Annotated in this window: 21 protein-coding genes and 1 tRNA gene; all 22 read left to right on the top strand. The window is 38.0% G+C overall.

Annotated elements, in window-relative coordinates:
• The first annotated feature begins 17 nt into the window (after positions 1-17).
• The 22 genes from TR08_RS02655 (at position 18) to lysS (ending at position 19,753) form a co-directional block, all read left to right on the top strand.
• A complete protein-coding gene (locus TR08_RS02655; RefSeq protein ID WP_045515562.1) occupies positions 18-287 on the top strand; it encodes an RNA-binding S4 domain-containing protein in 270 nt (89 codons plus the stop codon).
• A 90-nt stretch (positions 288-377) separates the two neighbouring features.
• Positions 378-680: a sporulation protein YabP gene (yabP, locus tag TR08_RS02650; RefSeq protein WP_045515561.1), complete on the top strand. Its 303-nt coding sequence runs from the start codon at positions 378-380 to the stop codon at positions 678-680.
• Positions 677-1,309, top strand: coding sequence for a spore cortex biosynthesis protein YabQ (gene yabQ / locus TR08_RS02645; RefSeq protein WP_045515560.1), 633 nt, complete (start codon positions 677-679; stop codon positions 1,307-1,309). The genes yabP and yabQ overlap by 4 nt, the downstream gene beginning before the upstream one ends.
• 13 nt (positions 1,310-1,322) lie before the next feature.
• Complete coding sequence (locus TR08_RS02640; protein ID WP_045515559.1) at positions 1,323-1,715, top strand: FtsB family cell division protein; 393 nt, start codon at positions 1,323-1,325, stop codon at positions 1,713-1,715.
• 87 nt (positions 1,716-1,802) lie between these two features.
• The gene (locus TR08_RS02635) at positions 1,803-2,246 is read left to right on the top strand and encodes a S1 domain-containing RNA-binding protein (RefSeq protein ID WP_045515558.1); all 444 of its coding nucleotides are present in this window, start codon (positions 1,803-1,805) and stop codon (positions 2,244-2,246) included.
• A 144-nt stretch (positions 2,247-2,390) separates the two neighbouring features.
• Positions 2,391-2,464 (top strand) — tRNA-Met (locus TR08_RS02630).
• Between the two features lie 339 nt (positions 2,465-2,803).
• On the top strand, positions 2,804-5,284 hold the full coding sequence (spoIIE, locus tag TR08_RS02620) for a stage II sporulation protein E (RefSeq protein ID WP_045515555.1): 2,481 nt from the start codon (positions 2,804-2,806) through the stop codon (positions 5,282-5,284).
• Positions 5,285-5,328: 44 nt separating this feature from the next.
• Positions 5,329-6,117, top strand: coding sequence for a vWA domain-containing protein (locus TR08_RS02615; protein WP_370576255.1), 789 nt, complete (start codon positions 5,329-5,331; stop codon positions 6,115-6,117).
• Positions 6,086-7,096: a protein kinase domain-containing protein gene (locus TR08_RS02610; RefSeq protein ID WP_045515553.1), complete on the top strand. Its 1,011-nt coding sequence runs from the start codon at positions 6,086-6,088 to the stop codon at positions 7,094-7,096. The genes TR08_RS02615 and TR08_RS02610 overlap by 32 nt, the downstream gene beginning before the upstream one ends.
• Before the next feature lie 152 nt (positions 7,097-7,248).
• Positions 7,249-8,637, top strand: coding sequence for a tRNA lysidine(34) synthetase TilS (tilS, locus tag TR08_RS02605; protein ID WP_045515552.1), 1,389 nt, complete (start codon positions 7,249-7,251; stop codon positions 8,635-8,637).
• Positions 8,638-8,662: 25 nt separating this feature from the next.
• On the top strand, positions 8,663-9,208 hold the full coding sequence (gene hpt, locus TR08_RS02600; RefSeq protein WP_045515551.1) for a hypoxanthine phosphoribosyltransferase: 546 nt from the start codon (positions 8,663-8,665) through the stop codon (positions 9,206-9,208).
• Between the two features lie 87 nt (positions 9,209-9,295).
• Complete coding sequence (ftsH, locus tag TR08_RS02595; protein WP_045515549.1) at positions 9,296-11,242, top strand: ATP-dependent zinc metalloprotease FtsH; 1,947 nt, start codon at positions 9,296-9,298, stop codon at positions 11,240-11,242.
• A gap of 111 nt (positions 11,243-11,353) precedes the next feature.
• Complete coding sequence (locus TR08_RS02590; protein WP_081954323.1) at positions 11,354-12,139, top strand: type III pantothenate kinase; 786 nt, start codon at positions 11,354-11,356, stop codon at positions 12,137-12,139.
• Between the two features lie 14 nt (positions 12,140-12,153).
• Positions 12,154-13,032, top strand: a complete 879-nt coding sequence (gene hslO, locus TR08_RS02585) for an Hsp33 family molecular chaperone HslO (protein WP_045515548.1) — start codon at positions 12,154-12,156, stop codon at positions 13,030-13,032.
• 21 nt (positions 13,033-13,053) lie between these two features.
• A complete protein-coding gene (locus TR08_RS02580) occupies positions 13,054-13,950 on the top strand; it encodes a peptidyl-prolyl cis-trans isomerase (protein WP_045515547.1) in 897 nt (298 codons plus the stop codon).
• Positions 13,951-14,117: 167 nt separating this feature from the next.
• Positions 14,118-15,044, top strand: coding sequence for a cysteine synthase A (gene cysK, locus TR08_RS02575; protein WP_045515546.1), 927 nt, complete (start codon positions 14,118-14,120; stop codon positions 15,042-15,044).
• A 185-nt stretch (positions 15,045-15,229) separates the two neighbouring features.
• Entirely contained in the window at positions 15,230-16,003 is a 774-nt protein-coding gene (gene folP, locus TR08_RS02570) for a dihydropteroate synthase (RefSeq protein WP_081954324.1), read from the top strand.
• Positions 15,996-16,355: a dihydroneopterin aldolase gene (gene folB, locus TR08_RS02565; protein ID WP_045515543.1), complete on the top strand. Its 360-nt coding sequence runs from the start codon at positions 15,996-15,998 to the stop codon at positions 16,353-16,355. The genes folP and folB overlap by 8 nt, the downstream gene beginning before the upstream one ends.
• A gap of 2 nt (positions 16,356-16,357) precedes the next feature.
• Positions 16,358-16,885 carry a 2-amino-4-hydroxy-6-hydroxymethyldihydropteridine diphosphokinase gene (folK, locus tag TR08_RS02560; protein WP_045515542.1) on the top strand — a complete coding sequence of 176 codons (528 nt, stop codon included), beginning with the start codon at positions 16,358-16,360 and terminating at the stop codon, positions 16,883-16,885.
• Positions 16,837-17,043 (top strand): helix-turn-helix domain-containing protein, encoded by a 207-nt coding sequence (locus TR08_RS02555; RefSeq protein ID WP_045515541.1) that lies wholly within the window; start codon positions 16,837-16,839, stop codon positions 17,041-17,043. The genes folK and TR08_RS02555 overlap by 49 nt, the downstream gene beginning before the upstream one ends.
• Positions 17,044-17,061: 18 nt before the next feature.
• Positions 17,062-18,060: a tRNA dihydrouridine synthase DusB gene (gene dusB, locus TR08_RS02550; RefSeq protein WP_045515539.1), complete on the top strand. Its 999-nt coding sequence runs from the start codon at positions 17,062-17,064 to the stop codon at positions 18,058-18,060.
• Positions 18,061-18,268: 208 nt separating this feature from the next.
• Complete coding sequence (gene lysS, locus TR08_RS02545; protein ID WP_045515537.1) at positions 18,269-19,753, top strand: lysine--tRNA ligase; 1,485 nt, start codon at positions 18,269-18,271, stop codon at positions 19,751-19,753.
• The last annotated feature ends 333 nt before the right edge of the window (positions 19,754-20,086 follow it).

The following is a 20,086-nucleotide window of genomic DNA, read 5'->3' as shown; positions in this document are numbered from 1 at the left end:
AATTGGGGGATATATTAATGAGATTAGATAAGTATTTAAAGGTATCAAGATTAATAAAAAGAAGGACGCTGGCTAAAGAGGTATCCGATCAAGGGAGAATTCTCATAAACGGAAAAGAAGCAAAAGCAAGTTCAACGGTAAAAGTTGGTGACGAGCTTACGATCCGTCTTGGACAAAGACTGGTTACAGCAAGAGTTGACCAGATTCAAGATACCACTCGAAAAGAAGCAGCCGCTGAGATGTATACGATTATCAAAGACGAAAGAATCGGTGAATCACAGTTCTAATGGTAACAACGAAATGGCTTGTTCTAATTCAATTATCCCTTACATAAAATTGTAATAAATGGTTGTACAAATGATTGTGAGGGATGAATGATGAGCCAATATTATGAAACAAATCCTGTCAAAAGTACTGTTCCAGATCATGATGTCATCATGAGGGGAAGAAAACTCCTCGATATAACAGGGGTTAAACAAGTAGAGAGCTTTGATAATGAGGAGTTCTTATTGGAGACTTCCATGGGCTTTTTAGCGATTAAAGGGCAAAATCTACAAATGAAGAACCTCGATGTTGAAAAGGGAATTGTCTCCATTAAGGGAAAGATATTTGACTTAGTGTACCTAGATGAACAGCATGGGGAGAAAGCTAAAGGGTTCTTTAGTAAGTTGTTCCGATGACACTTTCTACTCAATTCCTTACCATGCTTTCGATGATTGGGATGGGTTCGCTGTTTGGGGTTATGTTTGATACCTATCAGCGTTTCTTAAATCGACCTAACCGAAAGTCTTGGATTGTTTTTTTTAATGACTTGTTATTTTGGGTCATTCAAGCATTGATCATTTTTTATATCTTATTCCTTGTTAACAATGGAGAATTACGTTTCTACATTTTTGTTGCCCTTCTTTGTGGTTTTGCTGCATATCAAAGTTTATTTAAAGGTATTTATTTAAAGTTACTTGAATTCATGATCAATACTGTAATAGCAATTTATCGATTTATGACAAGAGCTTTCCAACTACTTATCTATAAACCTGTCCTTGGTCTCATCCAGTTGGTAATTTCTATTATTATCTTACTTGGCAGGGGGCTTTTTTCCCTTGTCAAGTTTATTTTAAAGGTTTTATTATTTATTCTTAAGGTAATATGGGTACCATTTGTAAAAGTAATATTAATCCTATGGAAACTTTTGCCGAAAAGTATTAAAAAATACGTCGAGAAGTTATATAATAAAACGGCAGGAATTTTTATGGAAATCAAGAATTATTTACTAAAGATAATTAAAAAGTGGAAAAAACCAAAAAAGTAAGGGGGGATGGGAAATGAGTTCAGTAAAAGATAAAAATATAGCAAAAATCCAGTCAACTTATGTCCACCAACAAGAAATAGCAGAAATTGCATCGGCGAGAAAAAGGAAATTACTTTTCAGAAGACTTTTCATTTTTTTAGTTTTTGCGACTGTCATGTCCTATTTAATGATTACTAGCTTTGTTTCCCAGAACTACACTTTAGATAAAAAAGTGGCACAAAAGAGACAGCTAGAACAAGAGCTGTCTGATTTAAAAAAACAACAGGAAATCCTGAAAGAAGATATCGTAAAGTTAAATGATGATGATTACCTTGCTAAGCTTGCTAGAAAAGAATATTTCTTCTCGGAAAACGGTGAAATTATCTTCAATATACCTGAAGAAAAAGAAGGTAAAAACACCCAATAACTAGTCTTATTGACACTTATTTTTCCCATTTTGTATAATATAAAGTAAGTATGATTTTTTTAATTCTTAAGGAGGAAAATTCTTTTTATGTCAATCGAAGTAGGCAGCAAGTTACAGGGAAAGGTAACAGGGATTACAAATTTCGGAGCTTTTGTGGAGCTGCCTGATGGCTCAACTGGACTCGTACACATCAGTGAGGTTGCTGACAATTATGTGAAAGATATCAATGATCATCTTAAAGTTGGTGACCAAGTAGAGGTTAAAGTCATCAATGTCGGGAAAGATGGGAAAATTGGGCTATCCATAAAAAAGGCAAAAGATAGACCAGAGGCGCCGCAAAGATCCCATTCACAATCGAACTCACATTCACAACGTCCTCGTCAGAACAGGTCGAACGATCGGAATGCTCCTAGAGCAGAGACGTTTGAGTCAAAAATGGCGAAGTTTTTAAAAGATAGTGAGGATCGTTTAACTTCTTTAAAACGTCATACGGAATCTAAGCGTGGCGGAAGAGGAGCTAAAAGGGGTTAACTTGCTGCTTATTTTTTAATAGAAGCAGAGTTTTCTACATTGCCTATATAAGACAGGTCTAGCGGCTTGTCTTTTTTGTTTTAAAAAAACTTATTGACATTAATTTTCACTCTATGTAATATATAGTTTGTGTCTTAAATACTTGGCGGTGTAGCTCAGCTGGCTAGAGCGTACGGTTCATACCCGTAAGGTCGGGGGTTCGATCCCCTCCGCCGCTATACAAAAAAAGCGGAAGCGCCAGTCACAGCCCCGACAGGCATAAGACGAGCCGGCGGGAAGGTTGCTCTTTAACCTTTCTGACGGATTGGCTTATGACCCCGAGGGGCTTGGCGCTGCAGCTCGACAAAATTAAAGAAGAAGTACCGATTATAATAATCGGTGCTTTTTTTTTGTAAAAAACTCTGTATTCCGACATCAATTAAATTTGTCAACATTATTTGAATGAATATAGTGAAAACCGTCGAACGAAACTTTGCATACGTTCACTAATTTGACAAAATTTTGAATCTATTAATTTTATAATAGTTTTAACGAGAATTAATAGAGGAGTGTGATTTATGGAAAAGCTAGAACGGAGTTTACTAGAACCGGTCGGAGAGGTTAACTTTCAATCCTCTAAAAGGACTTGGGATAGCGTCTTGAAAAAAATCCAGTTAAAAGTTGAATCCTTCTTCCTTGTTAAGGGTTACCTTTTACTTTTGGTAGGTTTCTTACTAGGAAGGGCTTTGATATTGTCCACGCTTGCTCCCTTTAGTCTGCCATTTTTCGCTGCAGTGTTTTTAATAAAAAGAGATCGATCCCCACTTGCCTTAGTTGGATTGGTTGCGGGTGCTGCCACTGTCTCCTTAAAGAATGCAGCTTTTACGTTTTTGGTATCCATCTTTTTTCTAGTCATATATCGGATTAGTGAAAGGTGGATAAAAAATGAGATGAGAATGATTCCATTTTTTGTGGCCATCATTCTAGGGACGGGGAAGCTAGCCGAAGCTTTTATTATTTCTAAGCAACTAACACTATACGATGCAATGATGGTAGGTGTTCAGACAAGTCTATCCTTTATCCTAACGCTTATCTTTTTACAGAGCATCCCCTTATTAATCTTGAACAAGCGCAGACAATTGTTAAAAACAGAGGAAATTGTTTGCTTAATCATTATGCTTGCCTCGATTATGACGGGGACCATCGGTTGGAAAATTTACGATTTATCAGTTGAACATATTATGTCTCGCTATCTTGTTTTAGTATTTTCATTTATAGCTGGTGCCACTGTTGGTTCGACCGTAGGTGTCGTAACTGGTTTAATTTTTAGCCTTGCTAGTGTATCAAGCTTCTTTCATATGAGTTTACTTGCTTTTTCGGGGGTATTAGGCGGTTTATTAAAAGAAGGAAAAAAAATAGGCGTTGCGGTTGGTTTGTTTATTGCAACACTGTTAATTGGAATGTATGGTCAGGAGGGTGGTTCCGGTTCGTTAACGATTACACTATTGGAGTCCGCCGCAGCTATTTTACTTTTCCTATTGACACCCCAAATATTCACCTCTAAATTGGCTAAATATATTCCTGGTACACCGGAATACACATCTGAACAACAAAAATACATGAGAAAAATGCGTGATGTGACGGCACAGAGAGTAGCTCAATTTTCTAATGTATTCCATGCACTTTCAAATAGTTTTTCGCAAATGGAAACAAAGCCTAGCGATAAAGAAGATGAACGTGAAATGGATTATTTTATGAGCCATGTAACGGAAAAAACCTGTAACACATGCTTTAAGAAGGAACAGTGTTGGGCGAAGAATTTTAATACAACCTATGGATATCTAGAAGAGATTATTCATGAGATGGACCAAAATGAAGGAGTAGTTTCACCTAAATTATCTCGTGAGTGGGACAAGCACTGTACCCGGTCTAAAAGAGTATATGAAGCGGTCGGACAAGAGTTGACCTTTTATCAAGCAAACCAAAAATTAAAGAAACAGGTTCAGGAAAGTAGGAAACTAGTAGCGGATCAACTTCTTGGTGTTTCAGAGGTAATGGATAACTTTGCAAAAGAGATTCAGCGTGAAAGAGAAAATCATCATAAGCAGGAAGAACAAATTATGGAGTCGATTCAAGCGTTCGGTGTTCATGTTGAGCATGTAGAGATTTATAGTCTTGAGTCAGGAAATGTGGATATCGAAATGTCCGTTCCGTTCTGCAATGGACATGGAGAGTGTGAAAAGTTAATAGCGCCAATGCTTTCAGATATCCTCGGTGAACAAATTATCGTTACCTCCGAAGAATGTGCTGCATATCCTAACGGTTTCTGCCATGTAGTCTTTCGATCGTCAAAAGCCTATACCGTTGAAACAGGGATGGCTCACGCTGCAATGGATGGTGGTTTTGTATCGGGTGACAGCTATTCTACCATGGAACTAGGGTTGGGGAAATTTGCCATTGCTATCAGTGATGGCATGGGGAATGGAGAAAGAGCTCATTATGAGAGTAAAGAAACACTGCAGCTTTTACAAAAAATACTACAATCAGGTATAGAGGAAAGGGTCGCAATTAAATCAGTTAATTCCATTCTTTCGCTTCGAACGACAGATGAGATTTTTTCGACCTTAGACTTAGCCATGATTGATCTTCAAAACGCTTCGGCTAAATTCTTAAAGATTGGTTCAACTCCTAGTTTCATAAAAAGGGGAAATAAAGTAATTAAAATCCAGGCAAGTAATCTGCCAATAGGCATGTTAGAAGAATTTGAAGTGGATGTGGTTAGTGAGCAATTGAAAGCCGGAGATCTTCTTATTATGATGAGCGATGGAATATTTGAGGGTCCCAAGCATGTAGAAAATTACGACTTGTGGATGAAACGGAAAATACAAGAATTACAAACGGATGATCCTCAAGAAATATCAGATTTAATATTAGAAGAGGTGATACGTTCACGGGATAACTTGATTGGAGATGATATGACCATTGCTGTGGCAAAAATAAAGCACAATACACCTAAATGGGCAAGTATACCAGTTACAAAGATAAAGAAAAGAGCGTAAAAAACTATTTTATGCGGTTTATCCTTTAAATATGTATAAATCCCATCCACAGTGTCGAAAATGGAAATAACTCGAAAAGTGGAGGGAGAATGAGTATGTATACAGGGAAAATTCGTCAGATACTATTAATAACGGACGGCTGTTCAAATCAAGGGGAAGATCCCATTGCCATGGCTGCACTTGCAAAAGAACAAGGTATATCTGTAAATGTTATCGGTGTAATGGAGCAGGATGTAATTGATGAAAAGGGAATGACGGAAATAGAAGGAATAGCGATGTCCGGTGGCGGAGTCAGTCAAATTGTTTATGCTCAGCAACTCTCACAAACCGTTCAAATGGTTACAAGGAAAGCAATGACACAGACCATCCAAGGTGTAGTAAACCGGGAATTGCAGCAAATTCTTGGTCGCTCACAGACAATAGAAGATCTTCCTCCTGAGAAAAGAGGGGAAGTAATGGAAGTGGTCGATGAACTTGGAGAGACTGTCGAATTAGAGGTGTTGATTCTTGTCGATACAAGCGCAAGTATGAAACATAAGCTTCCTACAGTTAAAGAAGCACTGCTTGACCTTTCACTTAGCTTGAATGCACGTACAGGGGATAATCAGTTTGCTGTTTTTGTATTTCCCGGGAAAAAGAATGATGTCGAAAAAATTCTAGATTGGACGCCAAAGCTACAATCTTTGACAAGTATCTTTTCCCAGCTTACAACAGGCGGAATTACTCCAACTGGACCTGCAATCCGTACAGCACTATCTTCTTTTAATTCAAAAAGTTCATTAAGGAGTCTCATGACCGGTGATGATGAATCATTCCTTGAAGAGTCTATGTAAAGTAGCTCCTGGCACAGTAATAACGGGGAAATGGCATTCTAACAAATATACAGTTTTAAAGGAACTAGGATATGGAGCAAACGGCATTGTCTACCTTGCGAAGTTTAAAAATACGCAAGTAGCGTTAAAGATGAGCGATAACGGGATGTCCATTACCTCGGAGGTAAATGTATTAAGATCGTTTGCAAAGGTCCAAGGGTCAACCCTCGGACCTTCTTTGCTTGATGTCGATGATTGGAAAAGTAATCGAGGCCAGATTTCCTTTTACACAATGGAATATATTCAAGGACCTGATTTGCTGACCTTTATTCAAAAAAAAGGAAAATCATGGACCACAGTCCTCTTTCTTCAATTATTAAATGATTTAAATAAGCTCCATGAAAATGGCTGGGTATTTGGGGATTTAAAGCCAGAAAACTTAATCGTAACCGGACCAACACCAAAAATAAGGTGCATTGATGTCGGTGGAACAACCATACAAGGAAGAGCCATTAAAGAATTCACCGAGTTCTATGACCGGGGATATTGGGGATTAGGAACGAGAAAGGCAGACCCTGGTTATGATTTATTTGCTGTTGCCATGATCATGATTAATACAGCCTATCCAAAACGTTTTAACAAGACAACAGGTGGTATTTCACAGCTTAGGGAAGCAATTAGAAAACAAAAGGATTTACTAAAAGTAGAAAAGGTGATTGTAAAAGCACTCCAAGGACATTATACGAATGCCATTCAAATGAGAACAGAATTATTGTCGTTAGTAATGGATAGAAAAAATCCCGTCCCAGTCAATAAATCATCTGTTACCACTACCAGTAGTACCATTCAAAAACAAAAGATAAATCAAACAGTAAGTCAGCCAACGACCCGGCAGAATTACCGAAGGAAAAAGAAAAAGAGTCGCTGGGCAGAAACTTTTATCATTACGATCTCCATTGCACTTTTATACTTTTTGTATATTTTTCAAAAACTTCTTTGATTTTTGAAACTATTGGTTAAACATATCGTATAAAAGGGAAGGAAACAAAGACCTAATCAATTAGGTCTTTGTTTTTGATACTTTTGTCATAAAAGTGGTAAGCTAGGGATATTAAAAAATTATTAAAGAAACTTTTTAAGGAAGAATGCAAAATGTTAGAAGCAAAGGTAGCAGCACTACTTGATCGCCTCTCATTTCAAATGGAAAATAAAAAAATGGTGGTTGGTGTTTCGGGTGGCCCAGATTCACTGGCATTGCTTCACTATTTGTGGGTACAAAAGGAAAAGAAGAATCTCTCCATTGTTGTAGCGCACGTTGATCATATGTTCCGTGGTCAAGAGTCATATGAAGATGCCTTATTCGTGAAGGATTATTGTGAACAATGGGGTATTCCTTTTGAAATGGCACGAATAAATGTCCCTGGGATCATTCAGGAAACAAAGAAAAACTCACAGGTTGCATCGAGACAAGCGAGATATGAGTTTTTTGAAAAAGTAATGGATAAATACAATTATAATTATTTAGCCCTTGGTCATCATGGAGATGACCAAGTTGAGACCATTTTAATGCGGTTGACACGAGGAAGTTCAGGTGCTGCAAGAGCAGGTATTCCGTTCACAAGACCTTTTGGTAATGGATTTGTTTTTCGTCCCTTCTTATCTTTAACTAAGGCAGAGCTTGCTGAATATTGTCAGAGGCAAAATTTGGTACCAAGAATAGATCCAAGTAATAAAAAAAGTATTTATAGCAGGAACCGCTTTCGTAATGAAGTCCTTCCCTTTTTAAAAGCAGAAAATCAACATGTTCATGAACATTTTCAACGTTTTAGTGAAGAAATTCAGAATGATGAAATACTTCTGCAGGAATTAACTGTCCAAAGAATGAATAAAGTAATGAAAATAAGAGAAAAAAATGCAATTACCATTGACATTATCCCGTTTTTAGAAATGCCAATTTCTTTACAAAGAAGAGGTATTCAACTAATATTAAACTATCTTTACAAAGTAATACCAGTGTCACTTTCTGCTTTACATATAGATCATGTTCAATCTTTAATTCGAAATCATCATCCTTCTGGAACACTAGATCTTCCCAATGGTTTAAACGTTATTCGATCTTATACCCTTCTTTCCTTTCAATTTGAAAGAAAAGAAACTCTCCCGTATTCCTTTGAATTGCCGGGACCAGGTGTGATTGAATTACCAAATGGAGAAAGTATAAGAATGGATATAATTGATGATAAGGATACCATTGAACCAAAAGGAAATTATGCACTATTTCCTGCAGACAGAATTAAGTTGCCCATTGAGATTCGAACAAGAAAAATGGGGGACCGCATGAACCTGAAGGGAATGTCGGGAACAAAAAAGCTAAAGGATATTTTTATCGATAGTAAAGTTCCCGTTCAGGATCGCGATGTTTGGCCTGTAATTACTGACAAAAATGGGTGTATTCTTTGGCTTCCTGGAATAAAAAAATCAGCATTTGAAGGCATTAATCATTCAACAAGTCAGTATATTCTACTCACATATTATAAGTAATGATCTTCTAGGAGGCACAATTATTATGAAACAGGATATTAAAGAGATCTTATTTTCTGAAGAAGAGATTCAGGAGAAAATCAAGGATTTAGGGGCTCAATTATCAGAAGAGTATCACGACCGCTTCCCTCTCGCAATTGGTGTATTAAAGGGTGCAATGCCATTTATGGCTGATTTACTTAAACGAGTGGATTGCTATTTGGAAATGGATTTTATGGATGTATCAAGCTATGGTACTGCCATGGTATCTTCAGGAGAAGTAAAAATCCTAAAGGATTTAGATACTTCAGTTGAAGGAAGAGATATCTTGATTATCGAGGATATCATCGACAGCGGCTTAACACTAAGCTATCTCGTTGATTTATTCCGTTACCGAAAAGCAAAATCAATCAAAATTGTTACCTTGCTTGATAAACCAACAGGAAGGAAGAGCGCAATAAAAGCAGATTACGTAGGTTTTATTGTCCCAGACGAGTTTGTGGTCGGTTACGGTTTAGATTATCTTGAAAAATACCGAAACCTTCCATATATTGGTGTTTTAAAACCAGAAGTATATAGCGATAATCTTTAAGGAAACTAAAACAAGAGAAATTTAAGAATTGGAATGATTTTCTATGATACTATCTAAAAAAGTTTTTATCGCGGGAGGAGGTAAGAGATGAATCGGATTTTCCGTAATACCATCTTTTATTTATTGATATTTTTAGTCATAATTGGCGTGGTAAGCTTCTTTAATGGCAGCAATGAACCTACGGATAACATTTCCTACAATGAGTTTGTAGCACATTTAGAAAAAAATGAAGTGGATTCATTTTCTATGCAGCCTGAACGTGGGGTATTTGAAGTTCGGGGGCAGTTTGAAAAAGAGGTAAAAGGCGGTAAGAACTTTTTAACGTACGTTCCAAACAGTGAGAAAATTCTAGAACGTATTGATGCAGCAGGCTCGACGGTAGAAGTAATGCCTGCCAAGGAAACCAGCGGCTGGGTAACATTCTTCACCTCCATTATTCCATTTGTGATTATCTTTATCTTATTCTTCTTCTTATTAAACCAAGCTCAAGGCGGCGGCAGCCGTGTCATGAATTTTGGTAAGAGTAAAGCAAAGCTTTATAACGATGATAAGAAGAAAGCACGTTTTAAGGATGTTGCTGGTGCAGATGAAGAGAAACAAGAATTAGTCGAAGTGGTAGAATTCCTAAAGGATCCGAGAAAGTTTGCTGAACTTGGTGCACGTATTCCAAAAGGAGTCCTTCTTGTTGGACCTCCAGGAACAGGTAAAACATTACTTGCACGTGCAGTAGCAGGTGAAGCTGGTGTACCTTTCTTCTCCATTAGTGGTTCTGACTTCGTTGAAATGTTTGTCGGGGTCGGTGCATCCCGTGTACGTGATTTGTTTGAAAATGCTAAGAAAAATGCTCCTTGTATCATTTTTATCGATGAAATTGACGCTGTTGGTCGTCAACGTGGTGCTGGTTTAGGCGGCGGTCACGATGAACGAGAGCAAACATTGAATCAATTATTAGTTGAAATGGATGGATTTGGTGCTAATGAAGGAATCATCATTATTGCCGCAACCAATCGTCCGGACATTCTTGACCCTGCATTATTACGCCCAGGACGTTTTGACCGTCAAATCACAGTTGACCGTCCAGATGTAAATGGTCGTGAAGCAGTCCTAAAAGTACATGCAAAGAACAAACCGTTAGATGAATCAGTTAACTTAAAAAATATTGCTATGCGAACACCTGGTTTTTCTGGTGCAGACTTAGAAAACTTATTAAATGAGGCGGCCTTAGTTGCTGCACGTCAGAATAAGAAAAAGGTCGACATGGAAGATATTGATGAAGCAACTGACAGGGTAATTGCCGGTCCTGCTAAAAAGACTCGTGTTATCTCAAAGAAAGAACGCAATATTGTTGCTTTCCATGAAGGTGGACATACGGTAATTGGTTTGGTACTAAATGAAGCAGACATGGTTCACAAGGTTACGATTGTCCCTCGTGGTCAAGCAGGCGGATACGCAGTTATGCTTCCAAGGGAAGATCGCTACTTTATGACTAAACCTGAATTACTTGATAAAATCGTTGGTTTATTAGGCGGACGTGTTGCGGAAGAGATTGTTTTTGGTGAAGTAAGTACTGGTGCTCACAACGATTTCCAACGTGCAACAGGGATTGCTCGCAGAATGGTCACTGAATTTGGTATGAGTGACAAGCTTGGAGTTGGACAGTTCGGTCAAGCTTCTGGCGGGCAAGTATTCTTAGGACGTGACATTCATAATGAGCAAAACTATTCTGATGCCATTGCCTTTGAAATTGACCTTGAAATTCAACGCATTCTTAAAGAATGTTATGAAAGAGCTAAAACTATTCTTACTGAGAATCGAGATAAACTCGATCTGATTGCTAAGACTCTTCTTGAAGTCGAAACGCTTAATGCAGAACAAATTGAGTATTTAATTGAAAATGGACGTATGCCTGAGTCTGCATCGGAGTTAGAAGGTATTAAAGTTGATACTAAAAAGTCAGATGACGTAAAAGTAACGATTAATACTAAAAAGGATGAAGATTCTGCCAGCCAGACTTCTGAAAAGGATGAAAAGTAGTTTTCTTAAAGAGTGCTTACAAAAAAGCACTCTTTTTTTCACGATAAAAAGTAATTATGATATGATGTTTGCAGTATGATCAAAGAAATATCAGAAAAGTGAGTGATTCTTTTGATTTTCGTATTTGACGTAGGTAATACAAATACTGTTTTAGGTGTATATAAAGGGGAAGAACTTAAATATCACTGGCGTGTAGAAACGAACCGAAACCGAACAGAAGATGAATTCGGGATGATTATTAAATCCCTTTTTGATGCTTCAGGCCTTTCGTTTTCTCAAATTGATGGAATTATCATTTCATCTGTCGTTCCACCTATCATGTTTGCCCTAGAAAGAATGTGCAAAAAATATTTTCAGCTTACCCCATTAGTAGTTGGACCTGGGATGAAAACGGGGCTAAATATTAAATATGAAAACCCTAAAGAAGTAGGGGCTGACCGAATTGTTAATGCGGTTGCTGCTATTCATGAATATGGCAGTCCATTGATTATAGTCGATTTTGGTACAGCTACGACTTATTGCTACATCAATGAACAGCGTCAGTATATGGGAGGGGCTATTGCTCCTGGGATTGGTATTTCGACAGAGGCACTATATTCGAAGGCTGCAAAACTGCCGAGGATAGATATTGCACATCCTGAAGGCGTTATTGGTAAAAATACAGTTGCGGCCATGCAGGCGGGAATTGTCTACGGGTATGTAGGTCAGGTCGAGGGGATTGTTAAAAGAATGATGGATCAGAGTGATCAAAAACCAACAGTCATTGCGACTGGAGGATTATCTTCCTTAATAGCCCAAGAATCAAAGATTATTGATATCGTCGATCCATTTTTAACTTTAAAAGGATTGCAGTTAATCTATAAGAGGAATATGGATACTATAAGAAGTAGCAACTAGAAAGGAGTTACATAATGACTGATTATTTAGTAAAGGCTTTGGCTTATGAAGGTCAAATAAGAGCATATGCTGTCCGTACGACTGAAGTAGTTTCTGAAGCCCAGCGTAGACACGAAACATGGCGCACAGCCTCAGCAGCCTTAGGACGTTCTCTAACTGCTGGTGTAATGATGGGAGCAATGTTGAAGGGCGAAGACAAACTAACGATTAAAATTGATGGGGGCGGCCCGATTGGCGTCATCTTAGTGGATAGTAATGCAAAAGGTGATGTTCGTGGCTATGTATCAAATCCCCAAGTAGACTTTGAAGCAAATGAGCATGGCAAGTTAGATGTTCGCCGCGCGGTTGGCACTGATGGTACATTATCTGTCGTTAAAGATACTGGTCTTCGTGACTTTTTCTCGGGTCTTGTACCAATCGTCTCTGGAGAATTAGGGGAAGACTTCACCTACTACTTTGCTACTTCGGAACAGGTACCTTCCTCGGTTGGAGTAGGTGTCCTGGTAAATCCTGATGATACCATTCTTGCGGCAGGTGGATTTATTTTTCAACTAATGCCGGGAATAAAGGATGAAACCATTACCAAGGTAGAGGAGCGTTTAAAAACGATTCCTCCGATTTCAACATTAGTAAAGCAAGGTCTTACCCCTGAAGAAATTTTGGAGGAGCTGTTTGGGAAGGAACAGGTAAATGTTCTAGAAGCAATGCCTGTTCAATTTAAATGTGTCTGTTCTAAGAATCGTTTCGCTGATGCGATTGTTGGTCTAGGTCAAGGTGAAATTGAGGATATGATAATTGAAGATGGACAGGCAGAAGCTCACTGTCACTTTTGTAATGAAAAATATCTTTTCACAAGGGAAGAATTAGAGGAATTAAAAAGTCAGGCAAAATAAAAAGTGCGGGGGGAGGAGTAGTTGAGGCGGAAGCAGCTATGGATGGTTATTGCAGCACTTATTCTGTTGAACTGTCTAACGATTGTCTTTTTCCTTTCGAAAGTAAAAGAGTTAAGCGGGACTGCTTTAAGTGAAGAAGTAGTCGCAACAGTGGGGGAAAGTAAAATATCAAGACAAGAATGGCTCAACGAATTAGAGTCAAGATACGGAAAAGATGTACTAAAAGATATGATTGACCAAAAAGTGATTAAAGAGATGGCTGACAAATATAACATTCAGGTATCTGAAAAAGACGTGGACCGCGAATATAGAATCCTTCAAACTACATACAGCTCGCCAAGTGAAAATAAAAAGACGACTGAAAATAAATGGAAAGAGCATATTCGTAACAGTCTGCTGCAGGAAGAAATCCTGACAAGAGATGTAAAGGTCTCTGAAAAAGAGATGAAAGCTTATTTCGAAGCGAATAAAGAACTCTTTACCATCCCTGACGCCTATCATTTATCACATATTATTGTGAAATCAAGTGATGAAGCAGAAAAGGCGCTAAAGGAATTATCGCAAGGTTCTAGTTTCTCAGCACTGGCTATGGAACGATCAGTTGAAGAATTTTCTGCTAATGAGGGTGGAGATATTGGATATTTGATGGACGGGGAAGAACGGTATCCTTCAGAGTACTTACAAGCAGCAAAGAAGTTAAAAAAAGATGCTTGGAGTGACCCTATCAAAGTGGAACAGGGATATGCGATTGTTAAACTTGAAGGAAAAATAAAGGGTAAAAAGTATTCTTATGACGATGTTAAACAACAAATTCGCCGAGAAATTGCACTAGAACAAATGAAAACTTCAGCGTCTGCCACAACCTTTTGGGAAGAAGCAAAGGTAGACTGGTTTTACGGTAATAAAGATACAAACTAAGAGAAGCACAGAGACATTTTCTGTGCTTTTATTAATAATTAATTCTAAAAGTGTATTGATAAATTTGGAATTTTTGCTGCGTAAAATGGTTGACAAAACAAGTAGAAAACTGATAAATTCATAATAATACCAATAAAAATACTCGGAATAAAGAAAGAGGTGCTCTAATGGTACGTGTAGCGAATTCAGTTGCAGAATTAGTTGGTCAAACTCCTATTGTTAAATTAAACAGATTAGTAGATGAAAACAGCGCAGAGGTTTATTTAAAGCTTGAGTATTTCAACCCTGGCAGTAGTGTAAAAGACCGTATTGCTTTGGCAATGATTGAAGCTGCGGAAGAGAAGGGTCTAATTAAACCTGGAGTCGATACAATTATTGAACCTACAAGTGGAAATACAGGTATCGGTTTAGCTATGATTGCAGCAGCTAAAGGTTACAAAGCAATTTTTGTTATGCCTGAAACAATGAGCTTAGAAAGAAGAAACTTACTTCGTGCTTACGGTGCAGAGCTAGTTCTTACTCCTGGACCTGAAGGAATGAAAGGTGCTATTGCAAAAGCGAATGCACTTGCTGCTGAAAACGGATACTTCGTACCGCAACAATTCGAAAATGAAGCAAATCCTGAAGTACACCGTAAAACTACTGGTAAGGAAATTGTAGAACAAATGGATCAACTTGACGCATTTATTTCAGGTATCGGTACTGGCGGAACCATTACAGGTGCAGGAGAAGTGCTTCGTGAGAAGTTCCCAAATGTAAAAATTTATGCTGTAGAGCCTACTGATTCACCGGTACTATCAGGTGGTAAGCCAGGTCCACACAAGATTCAAGGAATTGGCGCAGGATTTGTTCCAGCAGTTTTAAATACAGAAGTATATGATGAAGTCATCCAAGTTCAAGCGGAAGATGCTTTCACTGCTTCGCGCCGAGCAGCAAAAGAAGAAGGAATCCTAGGTGGAATTTCCTCAGGAGCAGCTATCCATGCCGCTTTAGAAGTTGCTAAGAAACTTGGAAAAGGTAAAAAGGTACTTGCCATTATTCCTGATAATGGAGAACGTTATTTAAGTACACCTCTTTACCAATATGAAGGATAATTAGTAACTCGGAAGAGGTTCTAGCTTAAAGCTAATGCCTCTTTTTTTTGCTTTAAAAAACAATCTTCTTGTATGATGTAAGAAGTAAACAATTTAAGTGGAGGTTTTTAAGGGTGCATACATCTGGAGATTACAGTATTAAATGCGGACCATATCATTTGGATTTCAGTAAAAAAACCTATATTATGGGGATTTTAAATGCAACCCCTGATTCTTTCTCAGATGGGGGAAAATATAACAATATTGATCAGGCCGTTGAGCATGCCAAAGAAATGGTTAAAAATGGAGCTGATATCATTGATATTGGCGGTGAATCAACACGTCCAGGATATACAGTTATTTCTGAAGAGGATGAAATTGCGCGTATTGTTCCAGTCATAGAGGCAATTTCTAAGCATGTAAATGTTCCTATCTCCATCGATACATATAAAGCAAAGGTTGCTCAAAGAGCGATTGAGGCTGGTGCCCATATTATTAATGATATATGGGGAGCTAAGGCTGATGATAAAATCGCAGCTGTTGCTGCAGAGTATAATGTTCCGATTATCCTAATGCATAATCGACATGATCGAAACTACTCCTTTTTTATTAGAGACGTATTAAATGACCTGTACGAGAGTATTAACATCGTAAAACAGGCAGGTGTACGAGATGATCAGATTATTTTAGACCCAGGAATTGGTTTTGCTAAAGACTTGAATGAGAACATTTTGATGATGCAAAACTTAGATACGCTAACCGCACTAGGATATCCTGTTCTTTTAGGGACATCAAAAAAATCCATGATTGGACAAGCGCTAGATCTTCCGGTAAGTGAAAGGATGGAAGGTACAGGGGCAACGGTATGCTTTGGTATTCAAAAGGGATGTCAAATCATTCGTATTCATGATGTTAAGGAAATGAGCAGAATGGCAAAAATGATGGATGTTCTAATCGGGAAGGGTGTCAGCCGTGGATAAAATATTGGTAAATCAAATGGAATTCTACGGTTATCATGGTGTTTTTCCTGAAGAAAACAAACTTGGACAGCGATTTATCGTCGATTTAATGGTTCTAGTAGATTTAAAAAAAGCCGGTGTAACAGATGAACTAGAACATTCGGTAAACTATGGTGAGTTATTTCAGGTGTGTAAAGAGGTTGTAGAGGGAAAGTCGTATAAGCTTGTTGAAGCTGTTGCAGAAAAAATTGCAGAAAACGTTTTGAAGCAATTTACTCTTGTTTCTGAAGTATCAATAAAGGTAATCAAACCAGATCCACCAATCCCTGGTCACTATCGGTCCGTTGCAGTAGAAATTACGAGGAGAAGATAAATATGGGAAATAAAGCATTTGTTGCCCTTGGATCTAATATCGAAAATAGGTATGATTATTTATCGAAAGCCATTGAATGCCTAGCAAAACATCCAAAAATTCAGTTGGTAAATACCTCCTCTGTTTATGAAACAGATCCTGTTGGATATGAGGAACAAGATTTATTTTTAAATATGGTGATCGAGATCCAGACTGACTGGAGCGCCTTAGAATTATTAGATTTTTGTTTAAAAGTTGAATTAGAACTTGGGAGAAAAAGGGAAATTGTGTGGGGACCAAGAACAATTGACCTTGACATTCTCCTCTATAACCAAGAAAATATTAAATCAGAGAAACTTATTATTCCGCATCCACGGATGCTAGAGCGGAATTTTGTCATGATTCCTTTGGCAGAGATTAAACCTGACATAATCATTCCAAATATAGAAAAACCACTTGAAGCATGGATCAACGAATTACCTAACAAAGAAGGAGTCCGAATATGGAAGCGGAAAAATGGGGAAGACGTATTCGAGCCTATCGGAAGCTAAAGGGTTACACGCAGGAAAGCTTTTCGAAGGAACTTGGTGTATCAGTATCAATTATTGGGGAGATTGAAAGAGGAAACCGCCTGCCTACAGGTGAGTTGCTAAAGAAAATTGGTCAAACCTTAAATATTTCTATCGAAGAATTATCACCAAATGAATAGAATGGGAGGTATTATCATATGTTGAAAATCGGCAATATTGAAATGAAAAATCAAGTCGTTTTAGCGCCGATGGCTGGTGTATGTAACTCTGCCTTCCGTTTAACGGTTAAAGAGTTCGGGGCTGGCTTAGTTTGTGCGGAAATGGTCAGTGATAAAGGAATCGTCTTAAAAAACGAAAAAACGATGAATATGCTTTACATCGACGAACGTGAAAAACCATTAAGCCTGCAAATCTTTGGCGGAGAAAAGAAAACACTTGTGGAAGCAGCACAATTCGTAGATAAAAATACGAATGCAGATATTATTGATATCAATATGGGCTGTCCGGTTCCAAAAATCACAAAATGTGACGCTGGTGCTAAATGGCTGTTAGACCCAGATAAAATTTACGAGATGGTATCAGCTGTTGTAGAGGCGGTTGAAAAACCAGTAACCGTAAAAATGCGTATGGGCTGGGACGAGGACCATATTTTTGCTGTAAAAAATGCACAGGCAGTAGAAAGAGCCGGCGGTCAAGCAGTTGCGCTTCATGGACGTACACGCGTTCAGATGTATGAAGGAAATGCGAACTGGGATATTATTAGAGAAGTAAAGCAATCAATAAACATCCCATTAATTGGGAATGGTGATGTGCAAACTCCACAAGACGCGAAAAGAATGCTTGAAGAAACTGGCTGTGATGGAGTTATGATAGGAAGAGCTGCTCTAGGAAACCCATGGATGATTTACCGCACGGTTCAATTCCTTGAAACAGGTAAACTTATGGGCGAGCCTTCCGTTCGTGAAAAAATGGATGTGTGTATTTTACACTTAGACCGTTTAATTGCTTTGAAAAATGAGGATGTAGCGGTTAGAGAAATGCGCAAGCATGCAGCTTGGTATTTAAAAGGTGTAAGAGGCAATGCAAAAGTAAGAAATGCGATTAATGAGTGTGATACTCGTGATCAATTGGTTACGTTGTTAAATGATATGGTTGCGGATGTAGAAGAAAAGGAAAGTCAAGTAACTGTAGGCTAAATTTGACATACCTCTACTCTTTTTCTATAATAACTTTGTTTAATCACAAGGCTGCCAGTGAAAACTGGCAGTTTTTATTTATAAAGGACTTTTTTGATGTCTGAATTCTCTAGTTTGTGTAAAATAATAAAGTATGTAGAAAAAAGTGAATGTCGCAGGCATGGACCCAAGGTTTACATAAAAAGATAGTAATTGGAGTTGATTGAGTATGAGTCAGGAAGAATTAAATGACCAGCTGCAGGTCAGACGTGACAAAATGAATGCGATGCGTGAAAGAGGGCTAGATCCTTTTGGTAAACGCTATGATCGATCTCATAATATTAAAGAATTAGTAGGGCAATACGCGGAATTAGAAAAAGAAGACTTAGAAGCTAAAAATGTATCTGTTACTCTTGCAGGCCGGATCATGACAAAACGTGGTAAGGGTAAAGCAGGATTTGCTAATATTCAAGATCTCACTGGGCAAATTCAAGTATATGTTAGAGTAGATGCGATTGGTGCGGAAGCTTATGAAGTATTTGATTCATCTGATTTAGGAGATATCATCGGTGTAAAGGGTACTCTATTTAAAACAAAGGTCGGTGAACTTTCTGTAAAGGTTCAAGAGTTTGAGTTTTTGACCAAGGCTCTCCGTCCATTACCAGATAAATTCCACGGGTTAAAGGATGTGGAACAACGCTACCGTCAGCGTTACCTTGATTTAATTATGAGTCAAGAAAGCAGGTCTACTTTTATTACACGCAGCAAGATTATTCAATCAATGCGTCGTTACTTAGATAATCATGGTTATTTAGAAGTGGAAACACCGATGATGCACTCTATTGCCGGTGGTGCGTCAGCAAGACCGTTTATTACCCACCATAATGCACTTGATATGGAGCTATACATGCGGATCGCTATTGAACTCCACTTAAAGCGTCTAATCGTTGGAGGACTTGAAAAAGTTTATGAAATTGGCCGTGTATTCCGTAACGAAGGTGTTTCTACCCGTCACAATCCAGAGTTTACGATGATTGAGCTTTACGAGGCTTATGCGGATTATCAGGACATTATGAGTCTGACTGAAAATCTAATAGCGCACATTGCTAAAGAAGTATTAGGAACAACTACAGTTCAATACGGAGAGTATGAAGTCAATCTCGAGCCACAGTGGAAAAGACTGCACATGGTTGACGCGATAAAAGAATTTACTGGAGTAGACTTCTGGAAAGAAATGAGTGTGGAAGAAGCCCGCGCGATTGCGAAAGAACATGGAGTAGAAATTACTGAACATATGCTTTATGGTCATATAGTTAACGAATTCTTCGAGCAAAAGGTTGAAGAAAAGTTAATACAGCCAACTTTCATTTATGGTCATCCGGTTGAAATCTCTCCACTTGCTAAGAAAAACGAAGAGGATCCAAGATTTACAGACCGGTTCGAGTTATTTATAGTTGCTCGTGAACATGCTAATGCATTTACTGAGTTAAATGACCCAATTGACCAAAGGGAACGTTTTGAAGCGCAATTAAAAGAGCGTGAGCAGGGTAATGATGAGGCACATGAAATGGACGAAGACTTTGTTGAAGCACTAGAATATGGTATGCCGCCTACAGGTGGATTAGGAATCGGAATCGATCGTATCGTAATGCTATTAACCAACTCTCCATCTATTCGTGACGTACTATTATTCCCATTAATGCGTCATCGTTAATATTATTTTAGAAAGCACTGGGCAACTAGTGCTTTTTTGTTTTATTGATAAAAGATATTTGAAAATTATTATTTTAATATATTGGACAAATAAGTTTAAAAAGGTATTGCACTGAGGAATCAATGGTGGTATATTAATATCTGTTGTTGCGAAACAAACAACCTTCTTTAAAAAAAGAAGTTAAAAAGTTGTTGACATTAAGTTAATAACTTGGTAAGATGATAAAGTCGCTTTTGAGCGATACGAATTAATTGTTCTTTGAAAACTAAACAAACAAGAACGTCAACAAACAATTTTTTAGCTTTTTATAAAAGCTAAGCCAACGTAACTTTT

The sequence above is a fragment of the Neobacillus niacini genome, from assembly GCF_000759675.1.
Classification (GTDB): Bacteria; Bacillota; Bacilli; order Bacillales; family Cytobacillaceae; genus Neobacillus; species Neobacillus niacini_A.
Note: the sequence above shows the minus strand (reverse complement) of the source record. Positions and strands in the feature narration are given on the sequence as shown.

Excerpts from the sequence above, each read along its gene's own strand:
- TR08_RS02655 (WP_045515562.1), top strand. The coding sequence starts at position 18 with ATGAGATTAGATAAGTATTTAAAGGTATCAAGATTAATAAAAAGAAGG.
- yabP (WP_045515561.1), top strand. The coding sequence starts at position 378 with ATGAGCCAATATTATGAAACAAATCCTGTCAAAAGTACTGTTCCAGAT.
- yabQ (WP_045515560.1), top strand. The coding sequence starts at position 677 with ATGACACTTTCTACTCAATTCCTTACCATGCTTTCGATGATTGGGATG.
- TR08_RS02640 (WP_045515559.1), top strand. The coding sequence starts at position 1,323 with ATGAGTTCAGTAAAAGATAAAAATATAGCAAAAATCCAGTCAACTTAT.
- TR08_RS02635 (WP_045515558.1), top strand. The coding sequence starts at position 1,803 with ATGTCAATCGAAGTAGGCAGCAAGTTACAGGGAAAGGTAACAGGGATT.
- spoIIE (WP_045515555.1), top strand. The coding sequence starts at position 2,804 with ATGGAAAAGCTAGAACGGAGTTTACTAGAACCGGTCGGAGAGGTTAAC.
- TR08_RS02610 (WP_045515553.1), top strand. The coding sequence starts at position 6,086 with ATGATGAATCATTCCTTGAAGAGTCTATGTAAAGTAGCTCCTGGCACA.
- tilS (WP_045515552.1), top strand. The coding sequence starts at position 7,249 with ATGTTAGAAGCAAAGGTAGCAGCACTACTTGATCGCCTCTCATTTCAA.
- hpt (WP_045515551.1), top strand. The coding sequence starts at position 8,663 with ATGAAACAGGATATTAAAGAGATCTTATTTTCTGAAGAAGAGATTCAG.
- ftsH (WP_045515549.1), top strand. The coding sequence starts at position 9,296 with ATGAATCGGATTTTCCGTAATACCATCTTTTATTTATTGATATTTTTA.
- hslO (WP_045515548.1), top strand. The coding sequence starts at position 12,154 with ATGACTGATTATTTAGTAAAGGCTTTGGCTTATGAAGGTCAAATAAGA.
- cysK (WP_045515546.1), top strand. The coding sequence starts at position 14,118 with ATGGTACGTGTAGCGAATTCAGTTGCAGAATTAGTTGGTCAAACTCCT.
- folP (WP_081954324.1), top strand. The coding sequence starts at position 15,230 with ATGGGGATTTTAAATGCAACCCCTGATTCTTTCTCAGATGGGGGAAAA.
- folK (WP_045515542.1), top strand. The coding sequence starts at position 16,358 with ATGGGAAATAAAGCATTTGTTGCCCTTGGATCTAATATCGAAAATAGG.
- TR08_RS02555 (WP_045515541.1), top strand. The coding sequence starts at position 16,837 with ATGGAAGCGGAAAAATGGGGAAGACGTATTCGAGCCTATCGGAAGCTA.
- dusB (WP_045515539.1), top strand. The coding sequence starts at position 17,062 with ATGTTGAAAATCGGCAATATTGAAATGAAAAATCAAGTCGTTTTAGCG.
- lysS (WP_045515537.1), top strand. The coding sequence starts at position 18,269 with ATGAGTCAGGAAGAATTAAATGACCAGCTGCAGGTCAGACGTGACAAA.